We start from the raw sequence: 15,149 nt of genomic DNA, 5'->3' as shown, positions 1-15,149 counted from the left end.
CCGACGACCGCGCCGGACGGCGGTGTGCGACGTGCGTCAGTGCGCCGGGGTTTCGAGTTCCTGCGGTTCGCGCACGGCCTCACGCTGCGTCGTCACGATCGCGATCGCTGCCAGCACGGCCGGCACCGCGAGCATCGACAGGATCGCGTCGAACTTCCAGCCGAACCCGAGCAGCGCGCCGCCGATCGCCGAGCCGAAGATGCTGCCGAAGCGGCCCATTCCGAGCATCCAGCTCACGCCAGTTGCGCGTGCAACCGTCGGATAGCGACCGGGCGCGTACGCGTTCAGCCCGGTCTGCGCGCCGCTCATGCAGAAGCCGGCCGCGAACACCAGCAGCGCGAGAGACGACGACAACGCACCGGCCCATGCGAGCAAGGCCACGCACAGCCCGCCGCCGAGATACGCGATACCGATCACCGGCGCCGGCCGTACGCGATCCATCAGCCAGCCCACACCGATCGCGCCGATCGTGCCGCCAATCTGGAACATTGCCGTCACGTTCGCGGCCGTGCTGACGGACAGGCCCGCGTCCTTGATCAGCGTGGGCAGCCAGCCGGTCAGCAGGTAGATCACCAGCAGACCCATGAAATAGGTGATCCACAACGACAACGTCACGCGACCATAGCCTTGCGAGAACAGCACGCCGATCGGCTTGCGCGTCGGCAGTGGCGGCTCGTTCGACACGAACGTCTCGTTGCCGCTGAATCGACCGCCGCACACCCGGTTCAGCAGCGCGCCGATGCGCTGCGACGGCGCGCCGCGCACGGCCAGCAGCCGCGCCGATTCGGGCAGCAGCCAAAGCTGAAGCGGAATCAGCAGCAGCGGCAGCGCGCCGCCGAACAGCAGCACGGAGCGCCAGCCGTGCAGCGGAATCAGCCAGCCGGCGACGAAACCGATCAGCGCCGAGCCGAGGTTGAAGCCGGTAAACATCACGGTGATCATCAGCGCGCGCATCCGCTGCGGGGCGTACTCCGACAACAGCGTCGTCGTGTTCGGCATCGCCGCGCCCAGACCGATGCCGGTCAGCAGCCGCAGCATCGCCATCTCGAACGGCGAGTGCGCGTGCGCGGTCAAGATCGTGAACACGCCGAACAGGAAGACCGACGCGATCAGCACGCGCTTGCGCCCGAACCGGTCGGCGCTCGGGCCGGCCAGCAGCGCGCCGATCACGAGTCCGATCGGCGCCGCGCTCATCACGAGGCCGAACTCCGGCCGCGAGATCGCCCAGTCGCGAATCACCGACGGCGCGACGAACCCCATGATCGCGACGTCCATCCCGTCGGCGATCACGACGAGGCAGCACAGCACGACCAGCAGCCACTGGTAACGCGACACCGGCCGCTCGTCGATGAACGACTTGATGTCGATTGTCTTTCCACTTGCCATCATGACTCTCCTGTCTCCTTGGCGACGATCGATCTATTGATTCGTCATCCTATTTATTTGGTTTGGCACGCTTCCGGCGTGTCGGCCTTCCGGCCCCGCAGGCGCCGCGATCCCGCGCGCGCCTTCGTCCTGCGTTACGTGTTGCCCGGCACGTCCGCGCCGTCCCAGCCGAGCGGCCCGGCGCTCTTGCCGGCCACCGAGTACAGCGCGCCCGGCGCGTTGCGCGTGCGCTGGAAATCCTCCAGCGATTCGCCACGCATCGCCGCGTAGATATGCAGGTTCGATACGCCCGTCACCGCGCCGAGCTTTTCGAGCAGGAAGAAGATCACGCCGTAGCGCAGCAGGCCGAGCCAGTCGCGCCGGCGGATCAGGTCGCGCTCCTCCGTGCTGAGGCCCGCCGCGGCAAAGCTCGCTTCTGGGTCGCTCACGAACTGCGCGCGATGCGCGGGCTCGATCATCCGGTGCAGATAGTCGTTGATCCGGTACGCACGCACGGCCCGCTCGATCGTGAACGGATACGTGCCGGACAGTTGTTCGACGCCGGCGAGTTCGGCCGCGATCCGCTGCCGGTGACGCTCGGCCGCCGCCTCGTCGACGTCGGTGTCCGCCGGCTCGTAGACGGCCGTCGCGATCCCCGTCATCGACGGCAGGTAGTAGCCGCGGTGCCGGCACACGACGCCCGCCGGCAACGCGCCGCGCATCGTGAGCCACATCACGACCTCGGCGCCTTCGAAGCCGCCGAGCGCCGCGTATTCGCCGAGCGGCATGCCAGCCAGGCGCTCGGGGTCGCGCTCGAGCAGATCGAGGAAACGCGCGTCCCATTCGGGATTGTTGAAGCCCGAACGCTCGCCGTGCACCTGATGCGACAGTCCTCCGGTCGCGACGATCGCGACGCGCAGGTCTTCCGGAAAGCTTTCGATCGCGCGGCGCAGCGCCTGGCCGAGCCGGTAGAAGCGGCGCGCGGACGGCACCGGCAACTGCAGCACGCCCATCTGCAGCGGCACGAGTTGCGCCGGCCAGTCGGGGCGGTGCGGACACAGCACCGACAGCGGCGAAAAGCAGCCATGGTCGAGCGGCTTGTTCTGGAAGAACGACATGTCGAACTCGTCGGCCATCAGCGACTGGCCGATATGCGCGGCGAGTGCAGGATGGCCGGCGATCGGCGGCAGGTCGCGCGCGCCGCCGCCTTCGTCCGCCGGATGCCACTGCGGCCCGACGCCGAGCGAGAACGCCGAGTAGTGATCGAAGAAGAACGACGTCACGTGGTCGTTGTAGATGAACAGCAGCACGTCGGGACGCTTGTCGGCGAGCCACGCGGCCAGCGGCGCGAAGTTTTCGAAGATCGGCGCCCAGACCGGATCGTCGCGCTTGTTCTTGTCGAACGCGAACCCGATCGTGGGCGTGTGGGAGGCCGCGATGCCTCCGATAATCCGTGCCATGCCAATGCTCCTTCGTGGTGCTCTGATGCGGTCCGGCCGTGCCGGCCGTTGCCGATTGAATGCGTGCGCGTTCGCTCGCTACGCGCGCCCGTGCGGCTGCGGCGCAAGGCTGCGCTTGACGACCAGCGCGAGCGGAACGGCGAATACGAAATGCGACATGAACCCGCCGATGATCACGTTCGGGTCGAAATAGTTCGGATGATTGCTCGACGCGATCATGATCAGCGCGTGCATCACGATCCATGCGACGATCGCGAAGAACAGCGCGACGAACGTCGCCTCGAAGCCGCGCCGCCGGAACCACGGCCAGATCGCCGCGAACACGATGCCCCACGACAGCGCGAACACGAAATGGATCGCCGTGCCGATGAAGTATGCGCCGATGCCGAGCGCATCCTGTGCGGCCTTGCCGAACACGAGCCCCGTCGCGTTGCGCGGGATGCCGGCGAGCGGCATCAGGTGCTGCGCGCCGACCCACACGAGCGCCTCGTAAACCCAGATCAGCACCGCGCCAGCGAAGCCGCCGCGAATGCCCGCGCGGATCGTGTCCGACAGCCGCGCGCTGCGCGCCGATGCGCTCGCCAATGCGCCGGCTCCAATGATGTGCTGTCGTCCCATTACGCTGCCTCGCTCGTAGTTGCAGGGGCCGCGTCGCACGCCAGCCCCTTTTCGTGATCGGACGAACAATGAATCAGATGGCGGTCCGATGTGCCGGCAACCGCGTGCTTGCGGCGCCCGGGATTGAAATTACTCAGCCGCAGGCGCTGCAACACAGCCCGGGAAAACCCTTATATTTGGGAGAAACCGCCTATCCGGCAAGCTTTCAACCGGCACGCGAACCGCGCCTCCGATGGCCCGGAAGCCCGCCGGATATGGCGCGCGCGCGTCGGCGTTCGGCGGCGCACGCGCCGCAACCGGTCGCCCGGCGATTCGCCGCCGATAAATAAAACAGATGGCTCGACAAGCACGACGCAAGCTGCGCGGCCACCGTTCCGGTAAAGTCGTTCAACCCGCTGCATCGCCGGCGCGGGCCGTACGGCTGCACGCATGTCGCGCGTGCCGCCGCCGGCGACGCACACTGCCCGAATGCCCATGGACAACACCGAACTTCCGAACCTCGCCTGCCTGTACGCAGTGCGGCGCGTTGCCGAGACGGGCAGCGTGAGCCGCGCCGCCGCGACGCTGTTTCGCGCGCAGTCGGCCGTCACGCGCGCGGTGCAGGAACTCGAAGCGGCCGTCGGCGCTGCGTTGTTCGATCGCAAGCCGTCCGGCATGCTCGCAACGCCGGTCGGTCGTGCTGTGCTCAAGCGCGGCGAACGCGTGATCGCGGAACTCGGCGCGCTCGCGAACTGGTGTGCGCTGCGCCAGTCGCGCCGCCGCGCGTCAGCCGACAGCGGCCTGCCCGCGTATCTGCTCAACACGCGGCGGCTCCAGCTGTTCTCGACGCTCGCGCGGCACCGGCACATGCCGAGCGCCGCGCGTGCGCTCGGCGTCACGCAGCCGGCCGTCAGCAGCGCGATCAGGATTCTCGAGAGCGGCGCGGGTTTCGCGCTGTTCCATCGACATCCGCGCGGCCTGCTTCTGACGGCCGACGGCGAGACGTTCCTGCTGCACGTGCGGCGCGCGCTGAACGAACTGCGGCACGTCGCGGACGACGTCGCCGCGCTGCACGGCAGCATCCAGGGCATCGTGACCGTCGGTGCGCTGCCGCTCGGCCGCACGCTGATACTGCCCGAAGCGGTCGCGCGCGTCGTCACGCGCTTTCCGAAGGTGCGCGTGATCACCGACGAAAGCGCCTACGAGGCGCTCGTGGCCGGCGTGCGCGCGGGCGACGTCGACTTCATCCTCGGTGCGTTGCGCCCGAGCGATCCGGCGAGCGACCTCGAAAACGAGCGGCTGATGTCCGAGAACCTCGTCGTGCTCGCGCGGCACGATCATCCGCTCGCCGGCGTCCGGAACCTCGGGCTCGCGAGCCTCGCCGGCGCGCAATGGATCCTGCCGCGCAGCCACTCGCCCGCGCGCGGGCTGTTCGAATCGCTGTTCCGGCGCATGAAACTCAAGCCGCCGATGCCGACGGTCGAAAGTGCCGACCTCGCGGTGATTCGCGGCCTGCTGCTGCATAGCGACATGCTCGCGGTGCTGTCCGCGCAGCAACTGCGCTACGAATGCGACGCGGGGTTGCTGGCCGTGCTCGATGTGCCGATGCGCGAAACGGCCCGCGACATTGGACTGATGACACGCACCGGCAGCCCACCGTCGCCGGCGGCACGCGCGTTGATCGATGCGATCCGTGTGGTCGCGACCGAAGTCGCGCGCGCGCCGCACGCTACAGCCGCTGCGCGATAACGAAAGCGCATGGCTGCCGCGCCGGATTCGCATCGCGCCCGCCCCATGCGTTGCCGCACAATTCGATCGATATACGCTGCGGCTGCCGGCCGAAGCGCGACGCTGCCGTCACGCGTCGCGATACCGGACGGCCAGCCCGCGCATCACCTTCATCAGGAGCGACACGCATGATCGACCCGACGATAGCGTTCATCGGCTTCGGCGAAGCGGGCAGCCTGCTCGGCGGCGCACTCGCCGCGCGCAACGTCCGCGTGACGATGTACGACCGGCAACTCGACGATGCAAGGACGGCGAGCGCGATGCGCGACAAGGCTACGCGCGTGCATGTCGAAGCCGCGTCGACGGTTGCCGCCGCGATCCGCGACGCGCACTGGATCGTGTCGGCCGTGACGGCGTCGTCCGACGCGGAAGTCGCCGCCGTGGTCGCCGCGCACATCCGGGCGGACCAGACGTTCATCGACATCAACTCGGTATCGCCGGCGCGGAAGCAGCACGGCCAGCAGTTGATCGAAGCCGCCGGCGGCCGTTATGTCGAAGCGGCGGTGATGGCGCCCGTGCCGCCGCACGGCCTCGCAGTGCCGATGCTGCTGGCCGGTCCGTCGGCCGATGCGGTCGCACGCGAGCTGACCACGCTGGGCTTCGCTGCACGGGCCGTGTCGACACGCGTCGGCGCCGCGTCGGCCGCGAAAATGTGCCGCAGCGTGATGATCAAGGGGATCGAGGCGCTCACCGTCGAATGCCTGAGCGCGGCCCGCGCGTATGGTGCGGACGCTCTGGTGCTCGCGTCGCTGCGGCAGACCTTCGACACGTTCGCGACGCGGCCCGATCTGCCCGGCTACCTGATCGGCCGCGTCGCCGAGCATGGCCGCCGGCGCGCGGCCGAGATGCGCGAAGTGTGCGACACGCTGCGCGAAGGCGGCGTTGCGCCGGAGATGAGCGAAGCATGCGCTCGCGTGCAGGACGGATTCATCGACAGGATGGCCGCCCACGGGCTCGACTACCACGCGCTGCTGCCGTTCGACTGGACGGCGGTGCTCGACCGGCTGGGTAATCGGCCGGTGTCGGCGCCGACACCGCCTACGTACGGCGCCGGTCGCGATGACTAAGCGGCGGCAGCGCCGCATCGCTCGGGTTCAACGCGCCGGGGCACGCCAACGAGGCCAGCGTTGCGACCACCCCTGGCCCATGGAGACCGGTGAGCAGTGCGATCCGTGCCTGAAACCAGGAGTGCGCGACCCGCAGCGGGCTGCGTCGGAGAATGCAATTGCCGGCGTCCTCGTCCGATACATGTCCTCACGCAACACAATCCGGTTCCAGTCCAAACACATTCGCCTGCGTCGCAGAAATCGCGCAACTCCAGTTCACGCATCGACTTTTCCAATCGTTTGTTTGGAAGTTTTGGAAGTCCACATGCACTCCGATGAGTTGCGTCGCACCAGCGAAGCTTGATACACCGGCCTTCCCAAGCATTCCAAAAGAGGAGAGCAATTCCGGTTCGTCGGCCTTCAGCAAAATGAAAGGCACGCCGATTGCGCACGCGGCACGGCGCCGCCGACGTCCGCGTCTTTCGCCGCGTGCGGGCCGATAATGAATCCATGCGCGCTCTTGCCCGCGGCTTCCCGGCGCGCACCGCCCCGGTCGCGAAGGCCGGCCCGCCACGCATCGACACAAGGAGGCACCCCGGCATGACCACCCCATTCAGACTGGGCGACCACGTCCGCTGGAATTCCGAGGCCGGCTACGTGACCGGCACGATCGTCGCGATCCACACCGCCGACTTCGACTACAAGGGCCATCGCCATCGCGCGTCGCCCGACGATCCGCAGTACGAGATCAAGAGCGACCGCACCGACCACGTCGCCGCGCATCGCGGCCGCGTGCTCGAACGCATCGCCGGCAGGGACGACGCATGACGCTCCCGTTCTACACGATCGGCCATTCGAACCGCACGCTCGACGAATTCGTCGACCTGCTCGACGCGGTCGAGATCGCGCTGCTCGCGGATATCCGCAAGATGCCCCGCTCGCGCACTCATCCGCAATTCAACGAAGCGACGCTGCCAGACGCACTCGCCGCCGCCGACATCGCGTACGAACACATAGCCGAACTCGGCGGCCTGCGCGGCAAGTCGCGCGGCGTGCCCGACGACGTCAACGATTTCTGGACGAACCGCAGCTTTCACCGCTACGCGGATTACGCGCTGTCGCCGGAGTTTCGAGCGGGCCTCGACCGGTTGATCGCACGGGGGCACGCGCAGCGCTGCGCGATCATGTGCTCGGAAGCCGTGTGGTGGCGCTGCCATCGGCGAATCGTGTCCGACTACCTGATCGCGCGCGGCGAAACGGTGCTGCACATCATGGGCCGCAACCGCGTGGAACCCGCGCGGCTCACGGCCGGCGCCGTGATCCGGGACGACGGCACGATCGTCTATCCGGATGCCGAACGCGGCGATTCGGCGCCGCACGCATGATCGTGCCGCGCCGGCGCACTAGCGTTCGCGCAATGCCTCGGCGGCCCGGTTCAGCGGCTTGACAAGGTAGTCGAACACGGTGCGGCGCCCGGTGCGGATCTCGGCGGTCGCGACCATGCCCGGCAGGATCGGATGCCGCTTGCCGTCGCGGGTTTCCAGATACGCATGCTGCGTGAGCACGTAGACGCGGTAGTAATACACGCGCCGGTCGACCTGGTCTTCGATCGTGTCGGGCGAAATCCGCTCGACCTTCGCCGGCAGCGAGCCGTAGATCGACGATTCGAACGCCGTGATCTTCACGGTCGCGTCCTGCCCCGGATGAACGAACGCGATGTCGCGAGGGCTGAGGCGCGCCTCGATCAGCAACTGATCGTCGAGCGGCACGATTTCCATCAGCATGCCGCCCGGCGGAATCACGCCGCCGACCGTCGACACGCGGATGTCCTTCACGATGCCGCGCGCCGGCGCGCGAATCACGGTTCGTCGCAATTGATCGGCACGGCCTTCGCGAACCTTGAGCAGCGGTTCGAGATCGGCCATCGTCTTCGAGTAGTCGGCTTTCAGCGCGACGTAGTACTCGCTCTGCGCCGCCGCGAGCTTCGTCGAGAATTCGGCAGCCTTCTGCCGCAGCCGGAGCACCTCCACCTCGTTGGTCGCGCCGGTTTTCAGCAGCGGCAACGCAATCCGGAGCTCGTCCTCGGCGAGGCGCAACTGTTCGCGCAGGTTGGCGACGTTCTCGCGAAACGCGCGCCGGTTGGCGACGAACAGCTGACGCTCGCGCGCGGTCACGGCCTTCTCGTTCGCGAGTTCCGCCGGGAAGTCGATGCCGGGCAGGTCGTTCATCTCCGCATACAGCCGCGCGGCGCGGCCCTGCAATGCGGTGATCCGCTCCAGCGTTTCCTCCATCGACGCGCGCGCGAGCACCGGATCGAGCGTCGCGAGCCGCTGGCCCGCGTCGACGACGTCGCCCTCGCGCACCGCCAGCTCCAGCAGGATGCCGCCTTCGAGACTCTGGATGACCTGCCCTTTCGATGCCGGCGTGACCTTGGCTTCGCCGACCGCGACTTCGTCGAGGTTCGCGAACACGGACCACACCAGGAAGATCGCCAGCGCGGCGACGATCAGCCACAGCATCCGCCGGGCGGGTGCCGCTTCGCGCACGCGGTGCGCCGACCACGGAAAATCGCTCATCGCGCCTCTCCCGCCATCTGCGCCGCCACCGGACGCGAGCCGCCGGCCGCCGGCGCCGGCGTGCCGGCGCCGCGCAACGCGGCCAGCACCTCGTCTTTCGGACCGTCGCGCACCACGCGCCCGCCATCGAGCACGATGATGCGATCGACGATCGACAGCACCGGATAACGATGGGTCGCCACGATCAACGTGCGATTGCCCAGCCATTGCTGCAGCCGCTCGACGATCGCCCGCTCGGTCGCCTCGTCGAGCGAGGCGGTCGGCTCGTCGAGCAGCAACACGTTCGGCGAGCGCAGAATCACGCGGGCCAGCATCAGCGCCTGCTTCTGGCCGCCGGACAGGCCAAGGCCGCTTTCGCGCAGCTTCATGTCGAGGCCGTGCGGCTGCCGCAGCAGCAACTGGTCTGCGCACGCGACCTTCATCGCGGCAAGCATCGCGTCGTCGCTGGCGAGCGGATTCGCGATCAGCAGGTTCTCTCGCAGCGTGCCGTAGAAGAGGCTCGATTCCTGCAGCAGCATCCCGACGTCGCGGCGGACATCGGCGACGTCGATCAGCGGCATCGGCGTGTCGTTGAACAGGATGCGCCCCTGCACCGGCGTCGCGAGCCCGCCGAACAGTCTCAGCAGCGTCGACTTTCCCGCGCCGACGCGGCCGAGAATTGCAACCCGCTCGCCGGGCTCAATCGACAGATTCGGAATACTGAGCACCGGCTTTTCCTGCGGATCGAAGCTGTATCCGACCTGCTCGAAGCGATATCGGCCGACGAGCGCCGGCTTGTGATACGCATCGACCGCCGGATCGTGGTCGACCGGCAGCGCGAGCAGGTTGTCGAGCCCCTTCTTGCCCGCCCGTACGTTCTGGATGCGCGACAGCACGGCGGGAATCTGCCCCAGCGGCGCGATCGTGCGGCTCGTCAGGATCGAACAGGCGAGCACGGCGCCGAACGACAGGCTCGAGTCCAGGATGCCGTACACGCCGGCGACCAGCACGCCGGCGTAGGCAAGCTGCTGCACCGTCTGCGCGAGATTGACCAGCAGGCCCGCCAGCCGGCGCTGCTGCAAGCCGATATCGGCATTCACGCGATTCGTATGCGCCCACAGCTGCCGGAATCGCGGCTCCGCCTGCAACGCCTTGATGTCTTCGGCGCGATAGATGGCTTCCATCAGGATCGCGTTGCGCAGCGCCGATTCCTCGAGCCCCCGGTTCGACAGCTTCGCCAGCGGGATCTGTGCAAGCACGCCCGGCAGGATCAGCAGCGGGATCGCCGCGAGCGGCACGAACGCGAGCGGCCCGCCGAGCAGCCAGATGATGAACAGGAACGTGACCACGAACGGGATGTCGATCAGCACGCCCATCGTGCTCGACGTCAGCAGCTCGCGCAGCTGTTCTAGGTCGCGAAGCTGGGCGACCAGCGTGCCCGGCGAGCGCGGCCGCGCGTCGTTGCGGATGTCGAGCACGCGCGCGAAGAACATCGCGGACAGCTTGAGGTCGGCCTGCTTGCCGAAATGATCGGCAATCGACACGCGCGCGGTACGCAGCAGCAGTTCCAGCGCGAGCGCGAGCACCACGCCCGACGCCAGCACCCACAGCGTATGCGTCGCCCGCGCCGGAACCACGCGGTCCCACACCTGCATCGCGAACAGCGACGTCGCGATCGCGAGCAGATTGCCGAACAGCGAGCCGGCGCCGAGATCGAGCAACACCCTCCATTGCGCCGAGAACAGATCGTGCAGCCAGGTGTCGGGTCTGGCGGACAGGTAGCCGTCGACGCGCTCGTCACGCCGCGCGACCCGCTCGTGGACGATCAGTACGCGGGCCGGCCACGCCGGCGCCGGCGCGTCCAGATCGATCGCGCGTTCGAGCGGCTTGCCGTCGAAAACGAACTGAACGACCGCACGCCCCGCCGCAACCGACACGATCACACCGACATGCGCATCGTCGAACACGGCGAGCGCCGGCAGCATCGCCGGCGTGAGCCGCGCCGGCGGCAATGCGACGAACTGCGCGGCCAGGCCCGCGGACGCGGCGACTTCGACGACGGCCGCGTCCGGGTCCGCGACGCTCGCCCACGATGCCGCACCGCGCACCTGCTCCGGCGAAACGGCCAGGCCGAGATGCCGCGCCGCGAAAATCAGCGGGTCGGCCCAGCGCGCGATGTCGGCGCCGGCATCGCGGCCGGCGCGAAACGCATCATTCATGACGACTCCCCTCGTGTTCGCGCAGCAATTCGACGAACTTGCCGACTGCCACGTATGCCTTGATGCGCGCAATCGCGCCGTCGGCCAGCGCGTTGATCGACTCGACTTCCGATTCGAAGATGTCGCGCTCCGGATTCACGACATCGGTCAACGTACGCTTGTTCAGGATGTATTCCTGCCAGTACAGGTCGCGCGACGCCCGCGACAGCGCGGTCACCTTCTCGTAGCTGTTCAGGCGTGCCGCGGCGCCCGACGCTTCGATCTCCGCCGACTTGAGCGCGCTGCGCGTGACGAGCCGCCGGTTCTCGAGGCTTTCGCGGTTCGCGCGCAGCTCGGCTTCGGCGGCCGCGATCTGGTGTTTCGCCAGGCCGCCCAGCGAGTAATTGCCGCTCACCGCAAAACCGATCCACGTGTCGTTGGTGGCGTTGGGGCGGCCGCTCGATATCGACCGGCTCGCGCCGATCCCGATCGACGGGAAGCGCTCCGACTGCGCGACCCGCACGCGCGCATCGGCCGCATCGACGGCGGCCGCCGCGGCAAGCACCGACGGCGTTCGCTCGATGTCGCCGCCGGCATACCCGAGATCGCCGACGAAATCCACCGTGCCGCCGAGATTCGCCACGCGCCGCGGGCGCGCGCCGATCAGTTCGGTGAGCTTCGCGGCGGCGACGTCGAAACGCGTGTTGGCCTTCAGCACTTCCGCCTGCGCATGCAGGATCGCCAGCTCGACCAGGTTGCGGTCCGACGAAACCGACAGTCCGGCCCGCACGCGATCGAGGATCTTCGTGCGCGTGTCGCTCAGCGCGGCGACCTGGCGCCGCGCGGCGGCGACGACGTCCTGGCTGGCGGCCAGTTCGACGAACGTCGACGCCGTCTGGTACGCGACCGTCTCGATCGTGTCGGCCAGCTGGTACTGCTTCTGGCTGCGCGTCGCGTCCGCCGCGGAAATCCGGCCCGACGTGCGGCCGAAGTCGTACAGCAACTGCGACACGCCGATCGATGCGCGCGTGCCGGTACGGTTGCCGTTGCTGCCGAAGCTGCCGCCATAGCCGGGACGCACGCCGTAGTCGATCTTCGGGTACCAGGCCGCCTTCGCGACCTCGACCTCCGACACGCTTTGCGCCACTTCCGCATGGGCGCGGCCGATGTCGGGATGGCGCGCGATCGCGACACCGACCGCGTCGCGCAGCGTCAGACGATCGAGCGCGATGCGCAGCGTTTCGCCCGAGTCGCCGGCGGCATCCTCGGCATCCTCGGCGCGGCCGGCAGCGGGGACATCGAACGCGTCCGGTCTGTCCGGCGTGATCGTCGTCACCCCTGTCGCCATCCCGTCATGCAGCGGCGGAACCGGCGCTTGCGGATCGATCGGCGCCATCGCGCGGGACAGGTTCGCGAGGACGATGCGCCGCGCCGGGTCCGCGGGCGGCAACGGCGGCGCCACGTGCCGGCGCGGTGCGGCAACGGGCATGCCGGCAGGCAGCGGCACGAACGACGCCGTCGCCATCGCCGTCTGCACTGGCGGAGCGGCCGGCCTGGGAGGAGCGGGTGGCGCGGGCGGCGATGAATGCGCTGACGGCGCCGCGGCCGCGTGGACCGCGTCAGCCGGCACGCGCGCCGCGGTCTCGAACGAATCGGTCAGCCGGCCGCTCGGCAGCGGCGACGACGACGCGAACGCCGCCGCTGCGGTGTCGAGCAGCGCGATCGCGAACAACACATGGCCTGGATGGAAAACGGCGCGCGCCGCGCAAACGGCGCGACGCACGGTGTATCTGGAACGAGCGGTTGTCTTGAGCATCATCGGGACGCCGGCGGCGAGCCGTCCGGCAAAGCAAACCCCCGCTTGCCGCGGGGATGGATATGCGTCGGGCAAGCCCGCGTCGCGATGCGACGGGGCTCGCCGTGTCGGAGAGGCAGGCCGGCCTCCCCGTTGCGCTGCGGTCAGACGATGATCTGCTGGTTCGCGAGCAGGGTCTCCAGGTTGGTCGTCACGTTGTTCAGCGTGACGAGGGTTTCGGAACCGAACGCCGTCCCGGCGCCGTCGCGGTCGATACTGATCACCGTATCGGCGCCGACGTTCGTCACCGACAGGAACTGCCCGATCGTGTCGCCCGCGTCGATCGTGGGCACGCCGTCCACGTTGTGCGCGGGGCCGTCCGCATCGGCCGTGTAACCGACCAGCAGCTTCGACAGATCGATCTTGTCGCCGCTCGTATCGTTCGCGCCGCTGGCCAGCTGGAAGTCGGTGATGACGTCCTGGCCGTTGCCGCCGGTGTTGTCCGCGCCGACGACTTCCCACAGGAACACGTCGGTGCCGGCGCCGCCCGTCAACGTGTCGTTACCGGCGCCGCCGATCAGGATGTCGTTGCCGTTGCCGCCGTTGAGCGTGTCGTTGCCGGCACCGCCGCGCAGCAGGTCGTTGCCGTCGCCGCCGTTCAGCACGTCGTCGCCGCCGTAGCCGTACAGGCGGTCGTTGCCCGACGTGCCGGTGACGGTGTCGCTGCCCGACGTACCCTCGATGATCGACGCCGACTGCGTCGAGCCGAGCAGGTTCGCATTCAGCAACTGACCGGCCGTGGCCGACGCCGACAGGCCCGTCTTGTCGGTCGCGGAGATCGTCACGCTGTCGAGCGCGCTGATGCTGATCAGCCCGCCGTTCAGCGTGATCGAACCGAGAAACTCGTTGAGCTTCAGGTTGTCGATCGTGCCGCCGTCGGCCGCCGTGATCGTCAGGTCGGACGACGGCCCGATCAAGCCGAGGATCCCGGGGTTGTTGACGACGTTGAAGTGCAGCCCCAACTCGTTCGCCAGCGCCTGGTTCGCGTTGAACTGCAGCGCCCCGAGGCCGATCAATCCGCCGTAGTGCAGCGTCACGTGATCGAGGTTGTTGTTGTAGTCCGATGCGGCGAACGCCTGCTGCGTGCTGAAATCGATCAGGTTGAGCAGATTCGCGCCGATGATCCCGAGCAGGTTCCCCGACGACTGCGCCGATACGACCGGTGCGACATTCGGATCGATCGTGAAAAGCTGCGAGGTCGTCGGGCCGAGGTTGCCCGCCGCATCGACGACGCGCACCGTCGCCGTGTAGTCGGCCGCGGACAACACGCCCGGTGCATACCACGTCCAGTTCGTGCCGTTGACGGTCGCGTTGGTCCAGTGTGCGCCGCCGTCGAGGCTGACCTGGACGACCTCGCCCGCGCCGAGCGCCGCGTTCAGCGTGCCGCCCAGAGTCGGGGTCGTGTCGCCGGTGATCCAGTCGTTGGGCACGCCGGTGTTGTCGGTCAGGGTCGTGAGCGTGGCCGTCGCGGTCGGGGCGGTCGTATCGACCGTGATCGCGAACGACGCGCTCGGTGCACTGACGTTGCCTGCCGTGTCCGTTGCGGTCACCGTGATTGCGTGTGCGCCCTCTCCCAAACCCGTAGTCGGCGTGAACGTCCAGTTTCCGGATGGGTCTGCCGTCGTGGTGCCCAGCAGCGTCGTGCCGTCGTAGACGCTCACCGTGCTGCCCGCTTCGGCCGTACCGGCAAGCGTCGGGGTCGTGTCGTCGGTCGTTGCACCGGTCGTCAGCAGGCCGACGATCGAACCGACGTCGTCCGTGACGGTGGCGATGATCGGCGCGGCCGGTGCCGTCAGGTCTGCAACCGTTACCGATGCGGACGGGCCGGTGTTACCTGCCGCGTCCGTGGCGGTCACGCCGATCACCGTGCCGATCGGCAACGGGGTCGATGGCGTGTATGTCCACGCGCCACTCGGGTCGGCCGTCACAGTGGCGTCCGGCGTGCCGTCGCCATTCGTGTCGATGTTGACCGTTGCGCCCGCTTCGGCAGTGCCCGACAGCGATGTGCCGTCCGTCGCGTTCACCGTCGGCAGTGCAGGCGCCGTCGTATCGACTGTCAGGTTGAATGCCGCACTCGGCGCACTCACGTTGCCTGCCGTATCCGTTGCAGTCACCGTGATTGCGTGTGCGCCCTCTCCCAAACCAGTAGTCGGCGTGAATGTCCAGTTTCCCGACGGGTCTGCTGTCGTCGTGCCCAGCAGCGTCGTGCCGTCATAAACGCTCACTGTGCTGCCCGCTTCCGCCGTGCCAGCAAGAGTAGGCGTTGCGTCATCCGTACTACCACC

General features: G+C 68.3%; 11 protein-coding genes. 4 read left to right on the top strand and 7 right to left on the bottom strand.

What is annotated here, in order from left to right; translation table 11 throughout:
* Positions 1–36 precede the first annotated feature (36 nt).
* The 3 genes from WT24_RS15660 to WT24_RS15650 form a co-directional block, all read right to left on the bottom strand.
* On the bottom strand, positions 37–1,386 hold the full coding sequence (locus WT24_RS15660) for an aromatic acid/H+ symport family MFS transporter (RefSeq protein ID WP_060034748.1): 1,350 nt from the start codon (positions 1,384–1,386) through the stop codon (positions 37–39).
* A 134-nt stretch (positions 1,387–1,520) separates the two neighbouring features.
* A complete protein-coding gene (locus WT24_RS15655; protein WP_060034620.1) occupies positions 1,521–2,825 on the bottom strand; it encodes a gallate dioxygenase in 1,305 nt (434 codons plus the stop codon).
* 78 nt (positions 2,826–2,903) lie between these two features.
* Positions 2,904–3,443: a hypothetical protein gene (locus WT24_RS15650; RefSeq protein WP_060034618.1), complete on the bottom strand. Its 540-nt coding sequence runs from the start codon at positions 3,441–3,443 to the stop codon at positions 2,904–2,906.
* 474 nt (positions 3,444–3,917) lie between these two features.
* Between WT24_RS15650 and WT24_RS15645 the strand changes: the two genes are divergently transcribed.
* From WT24_RS15645 to WT24_RS15630, 4 genes are all read left to right on the top strand, one after another.
* A complete protein-coding gene (locus WT24_RS15645; protein ID WP_060034745.1) occupies positions 3,918–5,171 on the top strand; it encodes a LysR family transcriptional regulator in 1,254 nt (417 codons plus the stop codon).
* A 167-nt stretch (positions 5,172–5,338) separates the two neighbouring features.
* The gene (locus WT24_RS15640) at positions 5,339–6,277 is read left to right on the top strand and encodes an NAD(P)-dependent oxidoreductase (RefSeq protein ID WP_060034615.1); all 939 of its coding nucleotides are present in this window, start codon (positions 5,339–5,341) and stop codon (positions 6,275–6,277) included.
* 579 nt (positions 6,278–6,856) lie between these two features.
* Positions 6,857–7,084, top strand: a complete 228-nt coding sequence (locus WT24_RS15635; RefSeq protein WP_059502531.1) for a DUF2945 domain-containing protein — start codon at positions 6,857–6,859, stop codon at positions 7,082–7,084.
* On the top strand, positions 7,081–7,641 hold the full coding sequence (locus WT24_RS15630) for a DUF488 family protein (RefSeq protein WP_059793405.1): 561 nt from the start codon (positions 7,081–7,083) through the stop codon (positions 7,639–7,641). Before WT24_RS15635 ends, WT24_RS15630 begins: the two co-directional genes overlap by 4 nt.
* Positions 7,642–7,659: 18 nt before the next feature.
* On the opposite strand, the gene WT24_RS15625 is transcribed toward WT24_RS15630, so the two are convergent.
* From WT24_RS15625 to WT24_RS15610, 4 genes are all read right to left on the bottom strand, one after another.
* Positions 7,660–8,832: an HlyD family efflux transporter periplasmic adaptor subunit gene (locus WT24_RS15625; protein ID WP_059502527.1), complete on the bottom strand. Its 1,173-nt coding sequence runs from the start codon at positions 8,830–8,832 to the stop codon at positions 7,660–7,662.
* Positions 8,829–11,030 carry a type I secretion system permease/ATPase gene (locus WT24_RS15620; RefSeq protein WP_060034612.1) on the bottom strand — a complete coding sequence of 734 codons (2,202 nt, stop codon included), beginning with the start codon at positions 11,028–11,030 and terminating at the stop codon, positions 8,829–8,831. The genes WT24_RS15625 and WT24_RS15620 overlap by 4 nt, the downstream gene beginning before the upstream one ends.
* Positions 11,023–12,825 (bottom strand): TolC family protein, encoded by a 1,803-nt coding sequence (locus WT24_RS15615; protein WP_156441816.1) that lies wholly within the window; start codon positions 12,823–12,825, stop codon positions 11,023–11,025. The genes WT24_RS15620 and WT24_RS15615 overlap by 8 nt, the downstream gene beginning before the upstream one ends.
* A gap of 143 nt (positions 12,826–12,968) precedes the next feature.
* Positions 12,969–15,149 (bottom strand): Ig-like domain-containing protein (locus WT24_RS15610; RefSeq protein ID WP_156441810.1); only part of this gene is annotated, 2,181 nt, incomplete at its 5' end.

It is taken from the genome of Burkholderia sp. MSMB1078WGS (assembly GCF_001528895.1).
In the GTDB taxonomy this organism is placed as follows: domain Bacteria; phylum Pseudomonadota; class Gammaproteobacteria; order Burkholderiales; family Burkholderiaceae; genus Burkholderia.
The sequence above is the reverse complement of the archived record's forward strand: the minus strand, read 5'-3'. Positions and strand labels throughout refer to the sequence as shown.

Coding starts and splice junctions, on each gene's coding strand:
- WT24_RS15645 (WP_060034745.1), top strand. CDS start 3,918: ATGGACAACACCGAACTTCCGAACCTCGCCTGCCTGTACGCAGTGCGG.
- WT24_RS15625 (WP_059502527.1), bottom strand. CDS start 8,832: ATGAGCGATTTTCCGTGGTCGGCGCACCGCGTGCGCGAAGCGGCACCC.
- WT24_RS15620 (WP_060034612.1), bottom strand. CDS start 11,030: ATGAATGATGCGTTTCGCGCCGGCCGCGATGCCGGCGCCGACATCGCG.
- WT24_RS15650 (WP_060034618.1), bottom strand. CDS start 3,443: ATGGGACGACAGCACATCATTGGAGCCGGCGCATTGGCGAGCGCATCG.
- WT24_RS15630 (WP_059793405.1), top strand. CDS start 7,081: ATGACGCTCCCGTTCTACACGATCGGCCATTCGAACCGCACGCTCGAC.
- WT24_RS15615 (WP_156441816.1), bottom strand. CDS start 12,825: ATGCTCAAGACAACCGCTCGTTCCAGATACACCGTGCGTCGCGCCGTT.
- WT24_RS15655 (WP_060034620.1), bottom strand. CDS start 2,825: ATGGCACGGATTATCGGAGGCATCGCGGCCTCCCACACGCCCACGATC.
- WT24_RS15635 (WP_059502531.1), top strand. CDS start 6,857: ATGACCACCCCATTCAGACTGGGCGACCACGTCCGCTGGAATTCCGAG.
- WT24_RS15660 (WP_060034748.1), bottom strand. CDS start 1,386: ATGGCAAGTGGAAAGACAATCGACATCAAGTCGTTCATCGACGAGCGG.
- WT24_RS15640 (WP_060034615.1), top strand. CDS start 5,339: ATGATCGACCCGACGATAGCGTTCATCGGCTTCGGCGAAGCGGGCAGC.